General features: G+C 63.3%; 24 protein-coding genes. 17 read left to right on the plus strand and 7 right to left on the minus strand.

The features are described from left to right. Window positions 1-155: 155 nt before the first annotated feature. Window positions 156-2603, minus strand: a complete 2448-nt coding sequence (hrpB, locus tag AC3WR3_RS11585; protein WP_492291909.1) for an ATP-dependent helicase HrpB — start codon at window positions 2601-2603, stop codon at window positions 156-158. Window positions 2604-2838: 235 nt separating this feature from the next. Here hrpB and thpR point away from each other — a divergent pair, with 235 nt between their 5' ends. The 9 genes from thpR to AC3WR3_RS11630 all read left to right on the plus strand — a co-directional run bounded on the left by thpR (window position 2839) and on the right by AC3WR3_RS11630 (window position 10144). Next, window positions 2839-3384 carry an RNA 2',3'-cyclic phosphodiesterase gene (gene thpR / locus AC3WR3_RS11590; protein ID WP_492291910.1) on the plus strand — a complete coding sequence of 182 codons (546 nt, stop codon included), beginning with the start codon at window positions 2839-2841 and terminating at the stop codon, window positions 3382-3384. Next, window positions 3381-4118, plus strand: a complete 738-nt coding sequence (gene sfsA, locus AC3WR3_RS11595) for a DNA/RNA nuclease SfsA (RefSeq protein WP_492291911.1) — start codon at window positions 3381-3383, stop codon at window positions 4116-4118. The genes thpR and sfsA overlap by 4 nt, the downstream gene beginning before the upstream one ends. Window positions 4119-4243: 125 nt before the next feature. Further along, window positions 4244-4693, plus strand: a complete 450-nt coding sequence (dksA, locus tag AC3WR3_RS11600) for an RNA polymerase-binding protein DksA (protein WP_005329052.1) — start codon at window positions 4244-4246, stop codon at window positions 4691-4693. A gap of 112 nt (window positions 4694-4805) precedes the next feature. Then, window positions 4806-5708, plus strand: a complete 903-nt coding sequence (gene gluQRS / locus AC3WR3_RS11605; protein WP_492291912.1) for a tRNA glutamyl-Q(34) synthetase GluQRS — start codon at window positions 4806-4808, stop codon at window positions 5706-5708. Between the two features lie 231 nt (window positions 5709-5939). Further along, window positions 5940-7412 carry a polynucleotide adenylyltransferase PcnB gene (gene pcnB / locus AC3WR3_RS11610; RefSeq protein ID WP_492291913.1) on the plus strand — a complete coding sequence of 491 codons (1473 nt, stop codon included), beginning with the start codon at window positions 5940-5942 and terminating at the stop codon, window positions 7410-7412. Window positions 7413-7422: 10 nt separating this feature from the next. Beyond that, the gene (gene folK, locus AC3WR3_RS11615; RefSeq protein ID WP_247625581.1) at window positions 7423-7920 is read left to right on the plus strand and encodes a 2-amino-4-hydroxy-6-hydroxymethyldihydropteridine diphosphokinase; all 498 of its coding nucleotides are present in this window, start codon (window positions 7423-7425) and stop codon (window positions 7918-7920) included. Window positions 7921-7938: 18 nt separating this feature from the next. Further along, entirely contained in the window at window positions 7939-8733 is a 795-nt protein-coding gene (gene panB / locus AC3WR3_RS11620) for a 3-methyl-2-oxobutanoate hydroxymethyltransferase (RefSeq protein ID WP_163155880.1), read from the plus strand. A 188-nt stretch (window positions 8734-8921) separates the two neighbouring features. After that, entirely contained in the window at window positions 8922-9776 is an 855-nt protein-coding gene (gene panC / locus AC3WR3_RS11625; protein ID WP_492291914.1) for a pantoate--beta-alanine ligase, read from the plus strand. A 20-nt stretch (window positions 9777-9796) separates the two neighbouring features. Then, the gene (locus AC3WR3_RS11630) at window positions 9797-10144 is read left to right on the plus strand and encodes a putative quinol monooxygenase (RefSeq protein WP_139434066.1); all 348 of its coding nucleotides are present in this window, start codon (window positions 9797-9799) and stop codon (window positions 10142-10144) included. A gap of 60 nt (window positions 10145-10204) precedes the next feature. On the opposite strand, the gene AC3WR3_RS11635 is transcribed toward AC3WR3_RS11630, so the two are convergent. The 3 genes from AC3WR3_RS11635 to hpt form a co-directional block, all read right to left on the minus strand. After that, window positions 10205-10978: an ABC transporter permease gene (locus AC3WR3_RS11635; RefSeq protein ID WP_025328198.1), complete on the minus strand. Its 774-nt coding sequence runs from the start codon at window positions 10976-10978 to the stop codon at window positions 10205-10207. Next, a complete protein-coding gene (locus tag AC3WR3_RS11640) occupies window positions 10975-11892 on the minus strand; it encodes an ABC transporter ATP-binding protein (protein ID WP_139434064.1) in 918 nt (305 codons plus the stop codon). Before AC3WR3_RS11640 ends, AC3WR3_RS11635 begins: the two co-directional genes overlap by 4 nt. A gap of 112 nt (window positions 11893-12004) precedes the next feature. Continuing rightward, complete coding sequence (gene hpt, locus AC3WR3_RS11645) at window positions 12005-12535, minus strand: hypoxanthine phosphoribosyltransferase (protein WP_041205063.1); 531 nt, start codon at window positions 12533-12535, stop codon at window positions 12005-12007. Window positions 12536-12736: 201 nt separating this feature from the next. Between hpt and AC3WR3_RS11650 the strand changes: the two genes are divergently transcribed. After that, window positions 12737-13351 (plus strand): TetR/AcrR family transcriptional regulator, encoded by a 615-nt coding sequence (locus AC3WR3_RS11650; protein ID WP_025328201.1) that lies wholly within the window; start codon window positions 12737-12739, stop codon window positions 13349-13351. Window positions 13352-13430: 79 nt separating this feature from the next. Here the strand turns inward: AC3WR3_RS11650 and AC3WR3_RS11655 are convergent, their stop codons facing one another. Together AC3WR3_RS11655 and mpl are read right to left on the minus strand one after the other, a co-directional pair. Continuing rightward, complete coding sequence (locus AC3WR3_RS11655; RefSeq protein WP_319914126.1) at window positions 13431-14042, minus strand: flavin prenyltransferase UbiX; 612 nt, start codon at window positions 14040-14042, stop codon at window positions 13431-13433. Then, the gene (gene mpl / locus AC3WR3_RS11660; RefSeq protein ID WP_492291915.1) at window positions 14039-15415 is read right to left on the minus strand and encodes a UDP-N-acetylmuramate:L-alanyl-gamma-D-glutamyl-meso-diaminopimelate ligase; all 1377 of its coding nucleotides are present in this window, start codon (window positions 15413-15415) and stop codon (window positions 14039-14041) included. The genes AC3WR3_RS11655 and mpl overlap by 4 nt, the downstream gene beginning before the upstream one ends. 234 nt (window positions 15416-15649) lie before the next feature. On the opposite strand from mpl, the gene ppa reads away from it, so the two are divergent. After that, the gene (ppa, locus tag AC3WR3_RS11665) at window positions 15650-16180 is read left to right on the plus strand and encodes an inorganic diphosphatase (protein ID WP_005329022.1); all 531 of its coding nucleotides are present in this window, start codon (window positions 15650-15652) and stop codon (window positions 16178-16180) included. A gap of 27 nt (window positions 16181-16207) precedes the next feature. On the opposite strand, the gene AC3WR3_RS11670 is transcribed toward ppa, so the two are convergent. After that, complete coding sequence (locus AC3WR3_RS11670; RefSeq protein ID WP_193558717.1) at window positions 16208-16558, minus strand: hypothetical protein; 351 nt, start codon at window positions 16556-16558, stop codon at window positions 16208-16210. A 123-nt stretch (window positions 16559-16681) separates the two neighbouring features. Between AC3WR3_RS11670 and AC3WR3_RS11675 the strand changes: the two genes are divergently transcribed. The 6 genes from AC3WR3_RS11675 (at window position 16682) to AC3WR3_RS11700 (ending at window position 21291) form a co-directional block, all read left to right on the plus strand. Then, window positions 16682-17560, plus strand: coding sequence for a hypothetical protein (locus AC3WR3_RS11675; RefSeq protein ID WP_139434060.1), 879 nt, complete (start codon window positions 16682-16684; stop codon window positions 17558-17560). Between the two features lie 219 nt (window positions 17561-17779). Then, window positions 17780-18322 (plus strand): YtfJ family protein, encoded by a 543-nt coding sequence (locus AC3WR3_RS11680; protein ID WP_139434059.1) that lies wholly within the window; start codon window positions 17780-17782, stop codon window positions 18320-18322. Between the two features lie 43 nt (window positions 18323-18365). Further along, window positions 18366-18656 carry a hypothetical protein gene (locus tag AC3WR3_RS11685; RefSeq protein ID WP_492291916.1) on the plus strand — a complete coding sequence of 97 codons (291 nt, stop codon included), beginning with the start codon at window positions 18366-18368 and terminating at the stop codon, window positions 18654-18656. Between the two features lie 35 nt (window positions 18657-18691). After that, window positions 18692-19273, plus strand: a complete 582-nt coding sequence (locus tag AC3WR3_RS11690; RefSeq protein ID WP_492291917.1) for a DUF2796 domain-containing protein — start codon at window positions 18692-18694, stop codon at window positions 19271-19273. Window positions 19274-19277: 4 nt separating this feature from the next. Beyond that, the gene (locus AC3WR3_RS11695; RefSeq protein WP_247625574.1) at window positions 19278-19964 is read left to right on the plus strand and encodes an ABC transporter ATP-binding protein; all 687 of its coding nucleotides are present in this window, start codon (window positions 19278-19280) and stop codon (window positions 19962-19964) included. A gap of 79 nt (window positions 19965-20043) precedes the next feature. Further along, window positions 20044-21291, plus strand: coding sequence for an ABC transporter permease (locus AC3WR3_RS11700; RefSeq protein ID WP_139434055.1), 1248 nt, complete (start codon window positions 20044-20046; stop codon window positions 21289-21291). Window positions 21292-21319: the final 28 nt, after the last annotated feature.

Genomic DNA, 21319 nt, shown 5'->3' on the forward strand with positions numbered 1-21319 from the left:
GGCAAAGGGATGCCCCCTCATCCCAACCCTTCTCCCATGTCGTTGAAAAAGGGAGAGGAGAAGGGAGCAAACACCAGACTCGCTCGGTTTCCTCTCCCCCTGGGAGAGGGTGAGGGCCGTCTGCTGGCGTTGGGCTTCCCCATGCCAGCCCCCACCTACAACCCCATCTTCTTCTTGGTGACCCGGGTCGGCATGGCCTCCAGGGGATTGTCCGGCCAGTAGTGACGGGGGTAACGCCCCTTCATCTCTTTCTTCACCTGCTCGTAGGAGCCCGCCCAGAAGGCGGCGAGATCGGCGGTGATCTGCAGCGGCCGCTGGGCCGGGGAGAGCAGCTCCACCACCAGGGGCACCCGGCCATCGGCCACGCAGGGGGTGGTGCCCTGCCCGAACATCTCCTGGATGCGCACCGGGATCACCGGGGCCTGCCCCGGCTGATAGCGGATCCGCACCCAGCTGCCGGTCGGCGCACTGAAGTGGCTCGGCAGCGCCTCGTCCAGCCGTTTTGGCAAGGGCCAGGGCAGGGACTGGCGCAGCAGATCCGAGAGGTTGAGCCTCTTGAGCTGCTCCAGCCGGGTCATGCCGCTCAGGGCTGGCAAGAGCCACTCCTCCAGCCGGGCCAGCAGACTCTCGTCGTCCACAGCGGGCCACCCCTCGTCCGGCAGCCAGTCGCGGGCGCAGCGCAATCGTGCCAGCAAGCCTTCACTGCCCTCGTCCCAGGGCAGCACGTGCAGCCCCTTGCGACGAATGCCCTGCAACAGGCAGCGCCCCTTCTGCTCGTCCGACAGCTCGGTCAGCGGCCGCTGGCCGAGCACCAGTTCGCCGATCACCTGCTGGCGCTCGGCCCGCACCCGCTCCTCGCGCTCGTCCCAGTCGAACCACTGGCGCTCGCTCACCAGCTCCGGCAGCTGGCGCACCAGCTCGTCCAGCGCCACCGGCTCGGCGATGAAGATGCGGCTGCCGCGATCGTTCTGCCCCATCTCGATGGCGATCAGGGCCCCTTGTCCCTGACATGGGTGACCTTCTACCAGATCGCAGCTGATCCCACCACTGAGTTGATAGCGGCTGCCGCCGCGCAGCTTGCCGATCCTGTCCGGCCAGGCGAGGGCGCACAGCAGCCCCAGCCACTGCCCCTGGGCGCCGGCAGGGCGGGCCCCCAGCCGCTCGAACCAGCGGGCGGCCCCCTGACGCAGGGCCCCCAGACGGCGATGGAAGAGCACGGAAAGGCGCTCAGATCCTCGCAGATCTTCTTCCAGCAGCGCCACCAGGAATACCGCATCGGCGACAATCCCTGTCAGACCCTCGGCCTCCAGCTCCCGGGCCCGCAACAGCATGCGCGCCAGCCGGGGATGAGTGCCGAAGGCGGCCATGGTGCGGCCGGCCGGAGTGAGTTGTTGCTCAGCCTCCGGCTTCATGGCGCCAAGGGCCACCAGCAGGCTACGGGCGCTCGCCACCGCAGGGGCGGGGGGCATGTCCAGCAGCGGCAGATCTTCTACCTTGGCCCCCCACTGGGCGGCGTCCAGCAGCAGGCCGGTCAGCTCCTGGGTGAGGATGTCCGGCGGGCTCTGCTCGGCGAGGCGCTCCTGCACCTCGGCGCTCCACAGCCGGTAGCAGACCCCGGGGCCGAGACGGCCGGCACGGCCGGCCCGCTGGGTGGCGGAGGCCCTGGCAATCTGACGGGTCTCCAGCCGGGTGACGCCGCTTCTCAGATCGAAGGAAGCCCGCCGCTCCAGCCCGCTGTCGATCACCACAGAGACCCCCTCTATGGTGAGGGAGGTTTCCGCCACATTGGTGGTGAGCACCAGCTTGCGACGCCCCGCCGGAGCGGGCTCTATGGCCGCCTGCTGGGCCGCCATGTCGAGGCGGCCGTAGAGGGGGGCGAGGCGCACGTCATCCGGCAGGCGCCCCTCCAGCCACTGGGCGAGCCGCTCTATCTCCCCCTGTCCCGGCAGGAACACCAGGGCGCTGCCGGCGTGGGCCGCCAGCGCCTCCAGCACCACGGCGCCCACCTGGGGCTCCAGCCACTGCTGGCGATTGGCGGGGCGGTAGTGGTAGTCGATGGGGAAGCCGCGCCCCTCGGAGCGGATCACAGGGGCGTCCGGCAACAGGGCCTCCAGCGCCATGCCATCCAGGGTGGCGGACATGATGAGCAGCTTGAGATCATCGCGCAGCCCCTGCTGGCTCTCGATGGCGAAGGCCAGGGCGGTATCGGCATGCAGGCTGCGCTCGTGGAATTCATCGAAAATGACGAGCGACACCCCGCTAAGCTCGGGGTCCTGCTGCAACATCCGGGTCAGCACCCCCTCGGTCACTATCTCGAGCCGGGTCGCGGCACTGGTGCGACTCTCGCCCCGCACCCGCAGCCCGATGCGCTCCCCCACCTTCTCCCCGAGCTGGCGCGCCAGAAAGCCCGCTATGTTGCGCGCCGCGAGACGGCGGGGCTCCAGCATGATGATGCGGCCGGGCAGCCGGTTTCGGCGCACCAGCTCCAGGGGCAGCAGGGTCGACTTGCCCGCCCCCGGGGGGGCCTGCAGTATCACGCTGGCGTGGCTGTCGATGGCATCAAACAGCTCGGGCAGCACAGAGACGATGGGGAGTTGGGACAAAACGGCGAAGACCTTCTGTGATGACCATGAAAACGGCGCCCATTCTGCCACAGCCAGCCGCCCACCGTCAGCAGCCGTGCCGGGTGCGCGCCAACCGGTTGGGGCAGACCCGGGACGTCCCCGCCGGTACGACAGCCACGCCCAGACAGGCGCGAGACGCGACCAGGAGACATCCGCAGACGAGCTGCCATAGAATGGCCCTTTCATGTGAGTACCACGAGGACCGACGCTGCGCATGCCCAGACTCTTCTTTGCCCTGCCCCTGCACCAGCTTGCCCCCGCCCTGATCGACTGGCGCGAACGGCGCCCCTGGCCCGGCCTGCCGGTGCCCGAGCGCAATCTGCATCTGACCCTGGCCTTTCTCGGCGAGGCCGACGAGGCCACCCAGGCCAGGCTGATCGCCGCCGCCGGGCAGCAGCGCTGCCCCCCTTTCAGCGTCCATCTGGATCAGACCGGCTGGTTTCAGCGTGCCAAAGCCGCCTGGGTGGGACCGAGCGAGTGGCCAAACGAGCTGAACGTCCTCGCCAGGGCCCTGCGTCGCCACGGCGAGAAGCTGGGGCTTGGCAACGGGGAACAGGGCTACCGCCCCCATGTCACCCTGTCGCGCAAGGCCGGCGAGGCCCCGGAGGCGCTGCCCGCCCCCGATCTTGTGCTGCAGGCGGACAGCTTCTGCCTCTACCAGTCCGTCAGCACCCCGCAGGGGGTCAGCTATGAACCCATCGCCTGCTGGCCCCTGCGTGCCCGCATCAAAGAGACCAACAGCGAGGAGCTGGCCCCATGATTTTCGATCCCCCTTTGCAATCCGGTCTGCTCATCGCCCGCTACAAGCGCTTCCTGACCGATGTGCAGCTCGACAACGGCGAGGTGATCACCCTCCACTGCGCCAATACCGGTGCCATGACGGGTTGTGCCGATCCGGGCACCCGGGTCTGGTACTCCACCTCAAGCAACCCCAAGCGCAAGCTGGCACACAGCTGGGAGATAGCCGAGAGTCCGGCGGGTCACTTCATCTGCGTCAACACGGCGCGGGCCAACCAGATCACCCGGGAGCTGATCGAGCAAGGGGCGCTGGCGCCGCTGGCGGGTTATGCCAGGCTGCGCACCGAGGTGAAATACGGGGAGGAGAACAGCCGCATCGACCTGCTGCTGGAGGATGATCACAGGCCAAGTTGTTACATAGAGGTGAAATCCGTCACCCTGCTCGACGAGCGGGAACACGCGGGCATGGGCTACTTTCCCGATGCGGTCACTACCCGTGGCGCCAAGCACTTGCGTGAATTGATGGCCATGAAGGCGGCCGGGCACAGAGCCGTGCTGCTGTTCATGGTGTTGCACTCCGGCATCGCGAGAATGCGCCCTGCAGCCCATATAGATCCGCACTATAGTCAGCTTGTTGAGCAGGCGATGGCGGCAGGGGTTGAAATTTTATGCTATCGCCCCCATGTTGGGGTGCAGGGCATGGTGGCTCAAGATTTTATTCCATTTGAATCTGACCATCTGCTACCCGAGGGCTGAGAATAAATGCTGGAGTGGGTAACAATATTGACAAGGCTTGTTTGCCTCCCGTTGACCCTTCTGCTATAGATACCGCCCTCAATTTATGGATGGCACGGGTAGCGTGCTGAATTAGGAGACAGGGCATGCCAACAGGCGAAAACAGGAAATCTCTGGGCCCCCTGGCCATTGCGGGTGTAGAGCCTTACCAGGTAAAAGCCGGTGAGGAGTACATGAATGACCAACAAAAGGTACATTTTCGCAAGATCCTGGGAGCCTGGCGCAACCAACTGATGCAGGAAGTTGACCGCACCGTCGACCACATGAAGGATGAGGCTGCAAACTTCCCGGATCCGGTCGATCGCGCCGCGCAGGAAGAAGAGTTCGCACTCGAGCTGCGCACCCGCGACCGTGAACGCAAGCTGATCAAGAAGATCGAGAAGACCTTGCTGTTGCTCGAAGAAGACGACTTTGGCTACTGCGAACATTGCGGTATCGAAATCGGTATTCGTCGTCTGGAAGCCCGTCCGACTGCCGACCTCTGTGTCGACTGCAAGACGCTGGCTGAAATCAAGGAAAAACAGATGGCTGGCTGATGCCGCCCATCGACATGGACAAAAAAGGGAGCTCGCAGGCTCCCTTTTTTATTGAGCTTTTCCCACGACCATCCCAGAATGCAGCCTCAATGCATCGTCTACCCGAATTCCCATGGCCATGACCCCCTCCTCCTCTGTCCGACCCCATGTGGGCCGCTTCGCCCCCTCCCCGTCCGGTCCGCTCCACTTCGGCTCCTTGGTCGCCGCCCTTGGCAGCTTCTTGCAGGCGAGATCGCAACAGGGGCGCTGGCTGGTGCGCATCGAGGACATAGATCCGCCGCGGGAGATGGCCGGGGCCAGCGAGCTCATCCTCCAGACCCTGGAGACCCATGGCCTCGGCTGGGATGGGGAGGTGATGTACCAGAGCCGGCGCCATGGGCGCTACGACGAGATCATCGAGGGGCTCTACCGGGCCGGGGATCTCTACTGGTGCCGCTGCACCCGGCGCGAGATCATGGCGGCAGGCGGCTTCTACAACGGCCACTGCCGCACCCTGGGGCTGACCGCAGAGGGCTGCGCCGCCCGCCTGCGCCAGCACCATCCGGTCTACCACTTCGAGGATCAGCTGCAGGGCCATATCGCTGTGCCTGCGGCGCTCGCCGAGGAGGACTTCATCGTGCGCCGCCGGGACGGGCTCTACGCCTACAACCTGGCGGTGGTGGTGGATGACATGGACAGCGGCATCACGGAGATAGTGCGCGGCGCCGATCTGCTGGAGCCCACGGTGCGCCAGATTGCCCTCTACCAGACCCTGGGAGCGGACGTCCCCGACTGGGTGCACCTGCCGCTGGCGGTGCTGGCGGATGGTAACAAGCTGTCGAAGCAGAACCATGCGCCGGCGCTGGCACAGGATGACGTCAGGCCCGCCCTGTGGCAGGCCCTCGCCTTCCTCGGCCAGTGCCCACCGCCCTGCCTGAGAGAGAATAGCGTCGACGAGATCATCGCCTGGGGCATTGCCCACTGGCAGCTGGCCCGGGTTCCCCGCCAGCAGAAGATAGTGCTGGGGGCCAGATAGGCAGACCCCAAGAGCAAGAACCGACTGCCGCGTTTTTGATGTCACCAGCCCCGAATAGGGAAAGCAGGCCACTGCGTTACTGGTGTCACCAGCCTTAAACACGGAAAGCAGACCACCGTGTTTCTGGTGTCACCGGGTCCGGATCGGGGAAGCAGACCGCAGCGTTTCTCATTTGGTCGGGCCTGAGCTATGATAGGCCGCTATTTTTTGGCCTCCCGTCAATTTGAAGTCATGAAGAGGTGTACCATTTTTTCCCAGATCGCAAACTTTTGCCGCAAGGTGCTCGGCAAGGAAGACGGCGAGCAGTCGATGGAGTCTCCCATTCCAGCCCGTGTCGCCGGTCAACGTCGAACCTTGAGCCGTGACCAGCACCCCATCTCGCGCAAAGAGATCAGCGAGAATGCGCTCAAGGTGCTCTACCGCCTGAACAAGGGAGGCTACGAAGCCTACCTGGTGGGTGGCGGCGTCCGTGACCTGCTGCTCGGGAAAACGCCAAAGGATTTCGACATCGCCACCGATGCGACGCCTGAGCAGATCAAGGCCTTGTTCAGCAACTGCCGCCTGATCGGCCGTCGTTTCCGCCTGGCCCACATCGTCTTTGGTCGTGACGTGATCGAAGTGGCTACCTTCCGTGGTCACCACCATCAGGTCAATACCAGCAAGCACGTGTCGGCCCAGTCGGATGAAGGCATGCTGCTGCGCGACAACGTCTACGGCACCATAGAAGAGGATGCCGAACGTCGCGACTTTACCGTCAACGCCCTCTACTACAGCGCCAAGGATTTCACCCTGCACGACTTCGAGGGTGGCATCGAGGATCTTGCCGAGCGCAAGCTGGAGCTGATCGGTGACCCCGAGACCCGCTACCGGGAAGATCCGGTGCGCATGCTGCGCGCCGTACGCTTCGCCGCCAAGCTGGAGATGACCATCAGCCCGCGCACCGCCGCCCCCATCCGGGAACTGGCGCCCCTGCTGCAGGACATTCCGGCCGCCCGCCTGTTCGAGGAGACCCTCAAGCTGTTCCTGGCCGGTGACGGTCTCGCCACCTACAAGCTGCTGCGGGAATACGGGCTGTTCCAGCCCCTGTTCCCCCAGGTCGCCGCCCTGTTCACCCCCAACGGCAACTCCCCCTACGAGCAGTTCATCGAGCTGGCGTTGATGGATACCGATACCCGGGTCCGTGAAGAGAAGCGCGTCACCCCGGCCTTCCTCTATGCCACCCTGCTGTGGGGCGCCGTCGAGTCCCGTGCCCGGGTGCTGGAAAACGAGAGCGGCCTGCCCTGGCACGACGCCTTCATGCTGGCCATCAACGAGGTGCTGGATGCCCAGGTGCGGATCATCGCCGTGCCGCGCCGCTTCACCACGGATGTGCGCGACATCTGGGCCCTGCAACAGCGCCTGACCCGTCGCCAGGGTCGTCACCCCGAGCGCGCCATGGAGCATCCGAAGTTCCGCGCAGCCTTTGACTTCCTGCTGCTGCGCAACCGGGTCGAACGTGGCCTCGGCGAGCTGGCCAGCTGGTGGGAGCGCTATGTGGCCTCCAACCCGGATGTGCGTCCGCAACTGCAACGGGAAGCGACCCGCCGCCCGGCGAGCGGTGAGCGAGCCCCGGCGGCCGAGCCGCGCGGAGACGGTGAGAAACGTGGCAGCAACAGCCGCAATCGCCGTCGCCCCCGTCGTCGCAAGCCGAAAGCGGCAGAATAAAGGCCACCCGATGATCGAGGTCTTCGTTGCCGTCGGATCCAACCTGGGCAATCCCGTCGCCCAGGCCAGACAGGCCGTCGCCGCCCTGGGCAGGCTGCCGGAATCCGCATTGCAACAGGCCTCGCAGCTTTACGGCAGCCGCCCCATGGGCCCTGCGGATCAGCCGGACTACGTCAATGCCGTGGTGCGGCTTCATACCCGGCTCGGCCCCCTGGCTTTGCTGGATCAACTGCAGAAAATCGAGCGGGAACAGGGACGTGTGCGCAAGGACGAGCGTTGGGGTCCAAGAACCCTGGATCTGGATCTGCTGCTGTACGGCGAGCAAGTCATCCAGCATGAACGCCTGATCGTTCCCCACTACGGCATGAAGGAGCGGGAGTTCGTCCTGCTGCCCCTTGCCGAAATCGCCCCCGCCCTGGTGCTGCCCTGCGGCACCCCGCTCACCGAACTGGTTGCCCGCTGCCCGCGCAATGGTCTCGAGATCCTTGCCGATGCCACGGGTGAGTAGACGAGTAGGAGCAACGTAATGAGCAAGATCACCATCACCGACCTGCAGAAGATGAAGCAGGACGGACAAAAAATCACCGCCATCACCGCCTATGACGCCACCTTCGCCAAGCTGTTCGACGACGAAGGTGCCCAGGTGCTGCTCATCGGTGATTCCCTCGGCATGGTGCTGCAGGGAGGGGACGACACCCTGGCCGTCAGCATGGATGAGATGGTCTATCACACCCGCTGCGTGGTGCGTGGCACCAGCAAGGCGCTGGTGGTGACCGACATGCCGTTTATGAGCTATGCCACTCCCGAGCAGACCTACCAGAACGCCGCCCGGCTGATGGCCGCCGGCGCCCGCATGGTGAAGATGGAAGGGGGCGACTGGCTGTGCGAGAGCATTCGCCACCTCACCCGCAACGGCGTGCCTGTCTGTGGTCACCTGGGGCTGACCCCGCAATCCGTCCACGTGTTTGGCGGCTTCAAGGTGCAGGGGCGCGACGAGTTCCACGCCCAGGAGATCTACCGCCAGGCCCTCGAGCTGCAGGCCGCGGGCATCCAGCTGCTGGTACTCGAATGCGTGCCAGTCGCCCTGGCCGAGCGCATCAGCAAGGCCCTGCGCATCCCTGTCATCGGCATAGGCGCGGGCCCGGCCACCGATGGCCAGATCCTGGTGATGCACGACGCCTTTGGCATCACCTCCGGCTATGTGCCCAAGTTCACCAAGAACTTCCTGGCCGAGACCGGTGACATGCGCGCCGCCATCCGCCTCTATGTGCAGCAGGTGAGCGAGGGTACCTTCCCCGGTCCCGAGCACTGCTTCAACTGATCCTGGCCTCATGAACCGCAACGGGGGCTCGCCCCCCGTTTCGCCTCCCTCTCTGGCCCTTTCAATTCTTGTTTCTTTGACCTATCCGAAGGTGAACTGTTGATGATGTTGCTCGTGAACTATCCCGTGCCATCCACACGGGCCCTTTCAATCCCTGTTTCTTTGACCTATCCGAAGGTGAACTGTTGATGTTGGTTGTGAACAATCCTGCCGCTCTGCGTGAACAGATCGGCCAATGGCGCCGCGAAAGCCGCGCCATCGCATTCGTGCCCACCATGGGCAATCTGCACCAGGGCCATCTCACCCTGGTCGATGAGGCCCGCAGCCACGGCGAGAAGGTGGTCGTCAGCATCTTCGTCAACCCCTTGCAGTTCGACAAGGCCGAGGATCTCGCCAACTATCCCCGCACCCTGGAGCAGGACTGCGCCGCCCTCGAGGCCGCCGGCGTGGATCTGGTGTTCACCCCGACCCCGGAGCTGATGTATCCCCACGGGCTGGCCAGCCAGACCTTCGTCGAGGTGCCGGGTCTCTCCGGCCTGCTGGAAGGGGCGCTACGCCCGGGGCACTTCCGCGGTGTCAGCACTGTCGTCACCAAGCTGTTCAACCTGGTGCAGCCCGACGTGGCCTGCTTCGGCCAGAAGGATTACCAGCAGCTGGCACTCATTCGCAAGATGGTGGCCGACATGGCCATGCCGGTCGAGATAGTCGGCGTGCCCACGGTACGGGCCGAGGACGGGCTGGCCCTCTCCTCGCGCAACGGCTACCTGACTGCCGCCGAGCGCGCCCAGGCCCCCGAGCTCGCGCGCACCATGAACTGGATAGCAGAGCAGATAGAGGCGGGGAACCACCACCTCCCCTCCCTGGTGGCCCAGGCCAGCCAGCGTCTCGACACCGCCGGATTCAGGACGGATGCCATCGACATCGTCGACGCCGACACCCTCGAATCGGCCAGTGCCGCCAGCAAGCGGCTGGTGATCCTGATGGCTGCGTATCTGGGCAAGGCCCGCCTTATCGACAATAGTGTCGTCACCCTTCAGGGCTGAGACACGGCAAGGAGACAAAGATGTCCAAGAAGGTTTATTGCATCGCCCAGTTCCTGCCCAAGCCGGGCAAGGAGCAGGCCCTGTTCCAGGTCTTGCAGGGGCTGGAGCCCAATACCCTGAGGGAAGACGGCTGCCTGCAGTACAGAGTCACCCGCCACATTGCCAGCCCCTTCGCCGAGGGGGAGAGCTTCCCCATCGTCTTCAACGAGATCTGGCAAGACATGGCCAGCTTCGAGGCCCACTGCCAGCGCGCCGAGATCAAGGCCTTCTTCGAGCGTTACTGTCTGGCCGAAGAGGGGCTGGCGGCCAAGTGGAACGTCTGCGTCTACAGCGACGAGCCGGCGGACTATGACGCCCCTGCCCTCTGAGGCAGATCTCAAGCACATAAAAAGGCGCCCGAGGGCGCCTTTTTGCTGGCCGGCTGCGCCTCAGTGGCGCAGCCCGGTACCCCGGGAAATCAGCCACCAGGCCAGCCCGTAGAGGGCGACGATGAAGCCGATGATGATGAGGTAGGCGGTGCCGAGCGGCACGTCGGAGATGCCGAGGAAGCCGTAGCGGAACGCATTCACCATGTAGATGATGGGGTTCACCTGGGAGACCCCCTGCCAGAACGGCGGCAGCAGGCTGATGGAGTAGAAGACCCCCCCCAGATAGGTGAGCGGCGTCAGGATGAAGGTCGGGATGATGCTGATGTCATCGAACGACTTCGCGAACACGGCGTTGATCAGCCCCCCCAGGGAGAACAGGATCGAGGTCAGCAGCACGGTGAAGCAGACGCTGAACAGGTGGTGGACCTGCAGCGGCACGAAGAACAGCGACACCAGGGTGACGATGAGGCCGACACAGAGGCCCCGTGCCACGCCGCCGCCCACGTAGCCGGCGATGATGATGTAGTTGGGCACTGGCGCCACCAGCAGCTCCTCCACGTTGCGCTGGAACTTGGCGCTGTAGAAGGAGGAGGCGACGTTGGAGTAGGAGTTGGTGATGACCGACATCATGATGAGGCCGGGCACGATGAACTCCATGTAGCTGAAGCCCCCCATGTCGCCGATGCGCGAGCCGATGAGGTTGCCGAAGATGACGAAGTAGAGGCTCATGGTGATGGCCGGCGGCACCAGGGTCTGGATCCAGATCCGGGTAAAGCGGCTCACTTCCTTGGCCAGTATGCTCTTGAAGGCGATGTAATAGGTCATGGGGTTCATGCTTTGCGACCCTCCTCTACCAGGTTGACGAACAGCTCTTCCAGCCGGTTTGCCTTGTTGCGCATGCTCAGCACCTTCACCCCCTGGGCGGAGAGCTGCTCGAACAGGCTGTTGAGGGACTGGCTCTTGTCCAGCTCCACCTCCAGGGTGTGCTCATCCTGCATGCGACCGTTGAATTCGGGCAGGGTCGGCACCTGGCTGCCGGGCACCAGATCCAGCAGGAAGGTCTCGCGGCCCAGCTTGCCGAGCAGGTTCTTCATGCTGGTGTTCTCGATGAGGCGCCCCTTGTCGATGATGCCGATGTTGCGACACAGCATCTCGGCCTCTTCCAGGTAATGGGTGGTGAGTATGATGGTGACACCCTGCTCGTTCAGATCCTTGAGGAAACTCCACATGGAACGGCGGATCTCGATGTCCACCCCGGCGGTCGGCTCATCCAGGATCAGCAGCCTGGGCTCGTGCATCAGGGCGCGGGCTATCATCAACCGGCGCTTCATGCCGCCGGAGAGGGTGCGAGCCGCCATGTCGCGCTTGTCCCACAGATCGAGCTGACGCAGGTACTTCTCGGCGCGCACCTTGGCCTCGGCACTTGGCACGCCGTAGAAACCGGCCTGGTGGGTGACAATCTGGCTCACCTTCTCGAACTGGCTGAAGTTGAACTCCTGGGGCACCAGCCCGAGCTGGGCCTTGGCCAGCTCCAGATCGGTGTCGATGTCGTAACCGAACACCTTGACCTTGCCGGCACTCTTGTTCACCAGCGAACTGATCACGCCGATGGTGGTGGACTTGCCCGCCCCGTTCGGGCCGAGCAGGGCGAAGAAATCCCCCTGCTTGACGGTGAGATCTATGCCCTTGAGGGCTTCGACGCCCCCCTGATAGGTCTTCTTCAGACCGCTGATTTCCAATGCGTTCATTGCAACCCCTGTGATGGATGAGCCCATCTCGAGACAGAAAAGGCGGCTCGAGCGCCGCCTGAAGACAGTCGATGGCGGGCGGCCAAGCTGCCCTGCCACGTCCGAGCCTTGCTTACTCTTGCGGAACTACCTTGCCGATGAAGGGCAGATTACGGTACTTCTGGGCGTAGTCGATGCCACAGCCCACCACGAACTCGTCCGGAATGGCGAAGCCAATCCAGTCCACCGGCACCTGGACCTCACGACGGGACGGCTTGTCCAGCAGGGTGCAGATGGCCAGGGATTTCGGCTCGCGCAGGGAGAGGATCTCGCGCACCTTGTTGAGGGTGTAACCGGTGTCGATGATGTCCTCGACGATCACCACGTCTTTGCCTTTGATGTCATCATCCAGATCCTTGAGGATGCGCACGTCACGGGTGCTGTGCATGCCGGAGCCATAGCTGGAGGCAGTCATAAAATCCAGGGTGATGGGCAGCTGGCACTGACGGCAGAGATCGGCCAGGAAGACGCAGGAGCCGCGCAAGAGGCCTATCATCACGACTTCATCGGAGCCCTGGTAACGGGCGGTGATCTCTTCACCCAGTTTGGCGATCCGGGCGGCGACCTCGGCCTCGGAGATCATCACCTCGACGTTGTGTTTCATCACATACTCCAATAATGGCCAAAGGGTTATTGGCCGTTCATTAACATCAAAACCGATGATTCTACCACTCCAACCGGAAGGCGTCAGGCATACGTGATGCTTTTATCGGCTTATTTTAATTGATAGAGTTAGCAAGCCTTCGGGCATTATCGGTGACAATACTATAAACACCATAATCAATAACTATTAGATGAAAAAACTATGGAACCACGCGCAGAAATAAGACGTCGGACCCGGCTGTCGCCGGAGGCTCGTCGTGATCAATTGATGGAATGTGCCATCGAGGTATTTTCCCGTCGCGGCATCGGCCGTGCGGGACATGCCGAGATTGCCGAGCAGGCCAAAGTCTCGGTTGCCACCGTGTTCAACTATTTCAACACCCGTGAAGATCTGGTTGATGAAGTGCTGGCCGAGATTGAAGGCTTCGTGCAGCAGATCCTCGAGCAGGCCTATAACGGCCAGGGCTCGGTCAGGGACAGCATCCACCGCCATGTGAAGTTGTTCGTTGACGCCGCCTATGACAAACCGGACCACGCCAGCATCTGGCTGGAATGGAGTTCATCGGTACGGGAAGAGGTCTGGCCCCGTTACACCCGCCTGCTGGACAAGGCGCTGGAGCGCATCGCCCCCCACCTGCAAGCGGCCATGGACAGCGGCGAGATCCAGAGCGTGCTGTCGGCGCAGGATCTGGCCCGCTCCCTGACCGGGTTCGGCTACGTCATGATGCAGATGATCAATCAGCCACAGCGCCCGAGCCGGGAAGAGGTGACCGATTTTCTGTTCAAGTACGTGACGGCCCCCCTCCAGGTGGTCTGATCCTCCCTGCCAATAAAAAGCGGCGCCGGACTGTTCAGGTCGGCGCCGCTTTTGTTTGTCTCTCTTTCGTCTCGCTGACTCAGGACTTGGCATAGCCCCAGCGGCTGGTCAGCTCATGCTCGACACCCAGATGATCGAGAATGCGGGCGACCATGAAGTCCACCAGATCCTCGATGCTTTTCGGCTCATGGTAGAACCCCGGTGCGGCGGGCATGATGGTCACCCCGAGCCGCGCCAGTTTCAGCATGTTCTCCAGATGGATCGCCGAGAAGGGGCTCTCGCGGGGCACCAGAATGAGCTGGCCGCGCTCCTTGATCACCACGTCCGCCGCCCGCTCCAGCAGGTTGTCCGAGGTGCCGTTGGCAATGGCCGAGACGGTGCCCATTGAGCAGGGACAGACCACCATCTGTTTCGGCGCCGCCGAGCCGGAGGCCACCGGCGAGAACCACTCCTCCTTGCCGCAGGCGATTATCTGCCCCTCTCTGGCGCCATATTGGCGACAGAGATGGGCCGACAGCTCTTTCGGCGAGCCTGGCCACTCCTGCTGCTGCTCGGTCTTGAGCACCACACGAGCCGCCGATGAGGCGAGCAGGTAGACCCGATAGTCCGCCTGCACCAGACACTGGAGCAGGCGCAGGGCATAGGGGGCGCCGGAGGCGCCGGTCAGCGCCAGGGTGATCTGCTTGTTCATGATGTGCCTTGCCTGAGGCGGGCGATCAGCTTGTCGTGAATGCCGCCGAAGCCGCCGTTGCTCATGATCAGAATATGATCCCCCGCGCGGCTCTCGGCCACCAGGGCGCCGATCAGGGTCTCCAGATCGTCAAACACGGTGGCGGGGCGCTGCATGTGGGCTGTCACCTCGCCGAGATCCCAGCCGATGTTCGCAGGCTGGAAGAAGAACACCTGGTCGGCGCCGTCGAAACAGCCGGCCAGCTCTTCTTTATGCACCCCGAGCTTCATGGTGTTGGAGCGGGGCTCCAGCACCGCCAGGATGCGGGCTTGCCCTCCCACGGCATCAACCTTGGCGCGCAGGCCGCCGAGGGTGGTCTCGATGGCGGTGGGGTGGTGGGCGAAGTCGTCATAGACGCTGATGCCAGCCACCTCGCCCTTGAGCTCCATCCGCCGCTTGGGGGACTTGAACTGGCAGAGGGCTTTGATCCCGTGTTCCACCATGACACCGGCATGGCGGGCGGCGGCGATGGCCATCAGGCCGTTGTTGACGTTGTGCTCGCCGATGCACTCCCAGTGCACCTCCCCCTGCTTGACACCATCCAGCCACACCTCGAAGGCGGAGCCGTCATCGGCCAGCTTGACCGCCTTCCACTTGGCGTCGTCCTGACCCACCAGCTCCACCTCGCTCCAGCAGCCCATCTTGCGCACCGCGGTGAGGTTGTCGTCGGCCTGGGGGAAGAGCACCCGGCCATTGCTCGGCACGGTGCGCATCAGGTGGTGGAACTGGCGCTGGATGGCGGCGAGATCCGGGAAGATGTCCGCGTGGTCGAACTCCAGGTTGTTCATCACCAGGGTGCGCGGGTGGTAGTGGACGAACTTGGAGCGCTTGTCGAAGAAGGCGCAGTCATACTCGTCCGCTTCGATGACGAAGAAGGGGGCTGCGCCCAGACGGGCGGAAACCGGGAAGTTGCCCGGTACGCCGCCGATGAGGAAGCCGGGCTCCAGCTTGGCGTACTCCAGCACCCAGGCCAGCATGCTGGCGGTGGTGGTCTTGCCATGGGTGCCCGCCACGGCCAGCACCCAGCGATCCTGCAGCACGTGCTCCAGCAGCCACTGGGGGCCGGAGATGTAGGGCAGATTGCGATCCAGCACATATTCCACGCAAGGGTTGCCACGGCTCATGGCGTTGCCGATCACCACCAGATCCGGCGCCGGATCGAGCTGGGACGGGTCATAACCCTCGGTCAGCTCTATGCCTTGCTGCTCGAGCTGGGTGCTCATGGGGGGATAGACGTTGGCATCCGAGCCGGTGACTCGATAGCCCAGCTGTTTCGCCAACACCGCCAGACCACCCATGAAGGTGCCGCAGATCCCGAGAATGTGAATGTGCATACCGCTGCCTTTTCCAGTAAAGGGAGTGCGCATTCTAGGGTCTGTTGACCCGGTGGCACAAGCCGCGACCATGGCCAGAGCGCAGCCAGGCCCGACGAGGCGACAGAAATCGGACGAACTCAGGCGGCGCGACATCCACCAGCGTGCTCCCCTGCCCGCGAAATATGGTCATTTGACGGGACATCGCTATAATGTCGGCCTGCAAACTTGACTCCAACACTCAAAGGAAACGTCATGAGCCTGAACCTGGTACCGGCTGGCAAGAGCCTGCCTGACGACATCTACGTCATCATCGAAATCCCGCAGAATGCCGACCCGATCAAATACGAAGTCGACAAGGACAGCGGTGCCATCTTCGTTGATCGCTTCATGTCCACCCCTATGTTCTACCCGTGCAACTACGGTTACGTGAACGCCACCCTGTCCCTGGACGGTGATCCCGTCGACGTGCTGGTGCCGACTCCCTACCCGCTGCTGGCCGGCTCCGTCATCCGCTGCCGCCCGGTCGGCGTGCTGAAGATGACCGACGAATCTGGCGAAGATGCCAAGATCGTGGCCGTTCCCCACTCCAAGCTGACCAAGCAGTACGATCACATCCAGGATGTGAACGACCTGCCCGAGCTGCTGAAAGCCCAGATCCAGCACTTCTTCGAGCGCTACAAAGAGCTGGAAGCAGGCAAGTGGGTCAAGGTGGAAGGCTGGGGCGACAAGGCCGCCGCCGAAGCCGAAATCCTGACTTCTGCCGAGCGTTACGCAGCCAAGTAAGCGTCTCTCTCGCAAAAAAAAGGCGCCTTATGGCGCCTTTTTTATCGGCCGTTGCGGGGACTGGCCGGGAGGATCCCCCTGGATATAGAGGTCGCGCCCGTTCTGTCGATAGGGGCGGTAATAGTTGTCGCCACAGCGATATTCCCGCCCGGCGCCCCCCACCAGATCGCAGTTGACCGGCAGCACCTCCAGCCACTTGACGGCCTGCTGGAACCGCAACCACTCCTGCCACTCATGTTCCCGTGCCAGCTGATCCCGCAGGGCGAAGGTATCTGCCGTGGACATGCCCTGATTGACGATCACCTGACCCGCCAGTGCCGGCAGAGAGAGCAATATCAGCAAACACATTGAAACAGGCTTCATGGTTATTTCCCGCATGACTTATTTCCCTGATTAAATTTAAAGCTGGATCAGATAATTACCAATATCGTCATCACTAAACCAATCCAAATTCCGTCGGCTCACCTAGTTGTTTAGTATCACCCAAGCAGGATGCACACCATGAAACTGGCACAAGGCCTGCTGTGGAGTCTACTCTTCGGCTCCGCGGCTATGGCCAACGAGGTCAACCTGAGCTGGCAGTGGCAATCAGCCGACGGTCAACGCAAGCACCTGCAACTGAGCACGGACGAGCGGGTCCTCTCGGCCAGCCGCCACGAGATGACGCTGCTCGATACCTCCCTCAACTACCCGCTGGAGACCCTCTACTCCTACATCAGCCCCAGGCTCTACAACAGCATCAACCAGATCAACCAGCACAGCCCGGAGACGGCGACCAAGTTTCGCAATCTGGAGCAGGCCTTCACACTGCATGACAACAGCTTAGAATCCACCCAGTTCTGGCAAGCCTACGAGCAGTATCAGGAAGATGCCTTCTACGAGATGCGGGTGCTGCCCTGCGTGCACCCGGCCAATCGCCAGCTCCCCTGCGTGAGGCCCAACTACTCCCAGCTGTTCTACCAGTTCAAGGGGGACCTCAAGCCCCTGGCCCGGCAGTTCTCGGCCAAGGATCTGGCCACCAGCGTCAACCTGTTGCAGGAGTGGCTGAGCGCCATCCCCACCCCGCCCGAGCAGATGGATCACTTCGCCCCTCCCCTGCAGGCCCTGCAGGACAACAAGGCCGACAGCGACGAGAAGGCGCTGCTGATGGCCAGTCTGCTGGCGGAGCTGGCACCGCAATACAACCTCAGCATCATCTATCCGGGCATCAGCATCGGCAGCGTCTCGCCGGCCTGGCTCGCCATCACCGCCGACAGCGGGCTGGAAGGGGACACCCTGGTGATAGACAACCAGCGCCACGTGCTGCTGACCGGCTCCCCCCTGCTGGCCCAGCAGATGACCATGGCCCAGATCCCCCTGGTCAGTGAGCCACTCTATTGAGTCCAGCGCCCAAAACATGGGCAACCAGTTGATTTTTATCGACTCCGTGCCATCCTTGCCGCCGTTGTTTGCAGATTCAGGGGCAGATTGATGCTGCGACCTGATCAACTCTCGCGTTTATTTAACACTTTTTAAACAGATCCGATCAGTTTAGGATGTGGGTTGTCCCATTCCCTCGATCCCAAAATCGTTATAACATAACAAAGGAGTGTCATACGGATGAAACATCTCGTACTTACCCTGGCGCTGCTGCCAACCCTGGTTCTGGCCCACAACATCAAGGAGTCGGCCCAGGTGCCGCTGGTCAACATCGGCGACAAGGGTGAGCTTGTGCTGAAGGATAAAGCGATCAGCTATCAGCCCTGGCAAAGCAAGGTACTGACCGGCAAGGTCTTTCTGATCCAGCATATCGCGGGTCGCTCCAGTGCCAAGGAGCTCAACGCCCCCATGATAGAGGCGATCAAGGCGGCCAAGCTGCCCCATGACAAGTACCAGACGGTTACCATCATCAACAGCAATGATGCCATTTGGGGCACCTCCGGCTTTGTGAAGAGCAGCGCCGAAGACAGCAAGAAAGAGTTCCCCTGGTCCGCCATGGTGCTGGATGCCAAGGGCATGGCCCGCAACGCCTGGGATCTGGCGCCGGAGAGTTCGGCCATCATAGTGCTGGATAAAGAGGGCAAGGTGCTGTTTGCCAAAGATGGCCAGCTCGATGCCACCGAGATAACCAAGGTGATGGGGCTCATCCAGTCCCATCTCTGAATCAGAGAGAAGGGCGCTGATGGCGCCCTTTCCATAAGGGTCTATGGGTCGTTCCACGTTGACAATCTGGGTGTTGCTGCTGGGCTGGTTGTGGATGCAACCGGCGCTGGCACAACACCCGCTCGAAGCCGACCTGCCCGAACATAGCCACGCCTGTTCCCTCTGCGCCCTGCATCTGGATGGCAAGCTGGCACTGACCCCGAGCCCCGTCGTCCCCACCCCGTCCTCTGCCATAGCGCTGTTTGTCGGCGCCCCCCTGCCGACTATCACCACCACCACAACAGGGCATAGCCGCATCAGAGCCCCGCCATACCCTCATTGTTTCTTCCGTTGAATCAGTTTCTTATCAATTTTTCAAAAGGATTAACGATGAAAGCTATCACCCTGTTGCTGGCCGCAGCCGCCTTCGGCGCCCAGGCACATCACGACGAACATGAGAGCCACGGCCACGGCGCCCACGAGCACGGCCACGGTCATCTCAATCTGGTGGTCGACGGCAACCAGCTGATGATCGAGCTGCAGGCACCCGCCGCCGATCTGGTGGGTTTCGAGCACGCCGCCAAGAGCGAGGAAGAGAAGGCGCAATACGCCAAGGCGGTGGCCCGGCTCCAGCAGCCTGACGCCCTGTTCCGCCTGGACCCGGCCGCCGGCTGCAAGCTGACCCAGCAGGAGCTGCAAGCCGCCAAAGAGGATCACGACCACGACCATGACAAGGCTGCCAGCGACGAACATGAACACCACCATGACGAAGCGGGTCACGCCGACACCGGCCACGCCGATCTCGGAGCCATGTATACCTACACCTGCGCCACTCCGGCCAAGCTCACCGGCCTGGAGGCCACCCTGTTCAGCCTCTACCCGAGCCTAGAGAAGCTGAGTGTGCAGGGCATACTGCCCACCGGCCAGACCGCGGCCGAGCTGACCCCGTCCGCCAACAAGCTGAGCTGGTAACGCCATGAAAAACGCCGTGGTTGAGATCCGCGATCTGGCCTTTGCCTGGCCAGGTGGCGAGGCCGTGCTCGATCTGCCCGCCCTCACCATCACCGAGGGGGAACGGGTGTTTATCAAGGGGCCGTCGGGCTCCGGCAAGTCCACCCTGCTCGGCTTGCTGGCCGGGATCCAGACCGCCAACCACGGCACCCTGGAGGTGCTGGGCCAGCCATTGGCCCGGCTCTCCGGCCGTGCCCGTGACCACTTCCGGGCGGCCAATCTGGGGTACATCTTCCAGCAGTTCAATCTGCTGCCGTTTTTATCCGTGCTGGACAACGTCACCGCCGCCCTCACCTTCTCCCCCGAGAAGCGCGCCCGCCTGCAGGGGAGCCCGGAGCAGGAGGCGCGCCGCCTGCTAGGGGAGCTGCAACTGCCTGACGAGGCGCTGCACAGACCCGTCCACGCCCTCAGCATCGGCCAGCAGCAGCGGGTCGCCGCCGCCCGGGCGCTGATCGGCTCGCCCCCCCTGGTGATCGCCGACGAGCCCACCTCGGCCCTGGATACCGACAACAGAGCCGCCTTCATCCGGCTGCTGTTCGAGGAGTGCGACAAGCAGGGGTCGACCCTCGTCTTCGTCAGCCACGACCCCTATCTGGAGCCCCTCTTCCCCCGAGTGGAGAATCTGCAACTGCTCAACCGGAGGGCCGCATGATGACTGACGCAAACCAGGGCCTCTGCCCGGCCAGCCCCGTCGTGTCGGGTCGATCACAAGCGCATAAACGGAGGGCATCATGCTGAAACTCGCCCTGCAAAGTCTCTGGGCCCGTCGCCTCACCGCCGGGCTCACCCTGCTCGCCGTCGCCATCAGCGTCACCCTGCTGCTCGGGGTGGAGCGGGTGCGCACCCAGGCGCGCGAAAGTTTCTCCAACACCGTCTCGGGTACCGACCTCATCGTCGGCGCCCGCTCCGGTCAGGTGAACCTGCTGCTCTACTCGGTGTTTCGCATCGGCAACCCCACCAACAACGTGGGCTGGGACTCCTACCAGGCCATCAAGACAAAGCCAGGCGTCGCCTGGACCATCCCGCTCTCCCTCGGTGACTCCCACAAGGGGTTCAGGGTGCTCGGCACCAACGGCGACTACTTCACCCATCTGAAGTACGGCCAGCAGCAGTCGCTGCAACTGCGCGAGGGACGCCCGTTCGAGACGCCGTTCGAGGCGGTGCTGGGCGCCCAGGTGGCACAGAAGCTGGGCTACAAGCTGGATCAAGCCATCGTCATCGCCCACGGCGCCGGCAACACCTCCTTCAGCCAGCACGACAACATGCCGTTCAAGGTGGTGGGCATTCTGGCACCGACCGGTACCCCCATAGATCGCACCATACATGTGCCGCTGGCGGGCATAGAGGCGATCCACCTGGGCTGGGACACCGGCCGTCACAGCAAGAACGTCACCCCGGAGCAGGCGCTGGCGCTGGATCTCACCCCCAAGACCATCACCGCCTTTATGGTGGGCCTCAGTAATCGCATCTTGGCGTTCCAGCTGCAGCGCAGCATCAACACCTACCCCAGGGAGCCGCTGATGGCCATCCTGCCGGGGGCCGCCCTGCAGGAGCTGTGGAGCCTGATGAGCGTGGCGGAGACGGCACTCTCTGTCATCGCCGGCTTCGTGGTGGTGGCGGGCCTCATCGGCATGCTGACCACCCTGCTGGCGGGGCTCAACGAGCGGCGCCGCGAGCTCGCCATATTGAGATCCCTGGGCGCGGGACCCTCCCACCTCTTCCTGCTGCTGGCGCTGGAGGCGATGGCGCTGACCACCCTCGGCATCGCCCTCGGGGTGGCCGCGCTCTATCTCGGCCAGGGGCTTGCCACCCCCTGGTTGCTCAGCCACTATGGCCTGCAAATGAGCCTGGGGCTGCCGAGCGCCTATGAGTGGCAACTGCTGGGGCTGGTCTGGCTGGCGGGCATGGTGATAGGCCTGCTCCCCGCCGCCCGCGCTTACCGCTACAGCCTGAGCGACGGCATGAGCATCCGCGTCTGACCCCGGACGCATACGACCAAGAAAGAAG

The organism is Aeromonas sp. EU05-FHT14A05 (assembly GCF_058791175.1).

Excerpts from the sequence above, each read along its gene's own strand:
- AC3WR3_RS11695 (WP_247625574.1), top strand. The coding sequence starts at position 19,278 with ATGAAAAACGCCGTGGTTGAGATCCGCGATCTGGCCTTTGCCTGGCCA.
- gluQRS (WP_492291912.1), top strand. The coding sequence starts at position 4,806 with ATGGCCATGACCCCCTCCTCCTCTGTCCGACCCCATGTGGGCCGCTTC.
- mpl (WP_492291915.1), bottom strand. The coding sequence starts at position 15,415 with ATGCACATTCACATTCTCGGGATCTGCGGCACCTTCATGGGTGGTCTG.
- AC3WR3_RS11655 (WP_319914126.1), bottom strand. The coding sequence starts at position 14,042 with ATGAACAAGCAGATCACCCTGGCGCTGACCGGCGCCTCCGGCGCCCCC.
- panC (WP_492291914.1), top strand. The coding sequence starts at position 8,922 with ATGTTGGTTGTGAACAATCCTGCCGCTCTGCGTGAACAGATCGGCCAA.
- AC3WR3_RS11640 (WP_139434064.1), bottom strand. The coding sequence starts at position 11,892 with ATGAACGCATTGGAAATCAGCGGTCTGAAGAAGACCTATCAGGGGGGC.
- AC3WR3_RS11630 (WP_139434066.1), top strand. The coding sequence starts at position 9,797 with ATGTCCAAGAAGGTTTATTGCATCGCCCAGTTCCTGCCCAAGCCGGGC.
- AC3WR3_RS11635 (WP_025328198.1), bottom strand. The coding sequence starts at position 10,978 with ATGAACCCCATGACCTATTACATCGCCTTCAAGAGCATACTGGCCAAG.
- panB (WP_163155880.1), top strand. The coding sequence starts at position 7,939 with ATGAGCAAGATCACCATCACCGACCTGCAGAAGATGAAGCAGGACGGA.
- ppa (WP_005329022.1), top strand. The coding sequence starts at position 15,650 with ATGAGCCTGAACCTGGTACCGGCTGGCAAGAGCCTGCCTGACGACATC.
- AC3WR3_RS11685 (WP_492291916.1), top strand. The coding sequence starts at position 18,366 with ATGGGTCGTTCCACGTTGACAATCTGGGTGTTGCTGCTGGGCTGGTTG.
- dksA (WP_005329052.1), top strand. The coding sequence starts at position 4,244 with ATGCCAACAGGCGAAAACAGGAAATCTCTGGGCCCCCTGGCCATTGCG.
- AC3WR3_RS11675 (WP_139434060.1), top strand. The coding sequence starts at position 16,682 with ATGAAACTGGCACAAGGCCTGCTGTGGAGTCTACTCTTCGGCTCCGCG.
- AC3WR3_RS11700 (WP_139434055.1), top strand. The coding sequence starts at position 20,044 with ATGCTGAAACTCGCCCTGCAAAGTCTCTGGGCCCGTCGCCTCACCGCC.
- AC3WR3_RS11690 (WP_492291917.1), top strand. The coding sequence starts at position 18,692 with ATGAAAGCTATCACCCTGTTGCTGGCCGCAGCCGCCTTCGGCGCCCAG.
- AC3WR3_RS11680 (WP_139434059.1), top strand. The coding sequence starts at position 17,780 with ATGAAACATCTCGTACTTACCCTGGCGCTGCTGCCAACCCTGGTTCTG.
- AC3WR3_RS11650 (WP_025328201.1), top strand. The coding sequence starts at position 12,737 with ATGGAACCACGCGCAGAAATAAGACGTCGGACCCGGCTGTCGCCGGAG.
- hpt (WP_041205063.1), bottom strand. The coding sequence starts at position 12,535 with ATGAAACACAACGTCGAGGTGATGATCTCCGAGGCCGAGGTCGCCGCC.
- AC3WR3_RS11670 (WP_193558717.1), bottom strand. The coding sequence starts at position 16,558 with ATGCGGGAAATAACCATGAAGCCTGTTTCAATGTGTTTGCTGATATTG.
- sfsA (WP_492291911.1), top strand. The coding sequence starts at position 3,381 with ATGATTTTCGATCCCCCTTTGCAATCCGGTCTGCTCATCGCCCGCTAC.
- thpR (WP_492291910.1), top strand. The coding sequence starts at position 2,839 with ATGCCCAGACTCTTCTTTGCCCTGCCCCTGCACCAGCTTGCCCCCGCC.
- folK (WP_247625581.1), top strand. The coding sequence starts at position 7,423 with ATGATCGAGGTCTTCGTTGCCGTCGGATCCAACCTGGGCAATCCCGTC.
- pcnB (WP_492291913.1), top strand. The coding sequence starts at position 5,940 with ATGAAGAGGTGTACCATTTTTTCCCAGATCGCAAACTTTTGCCGCAAG.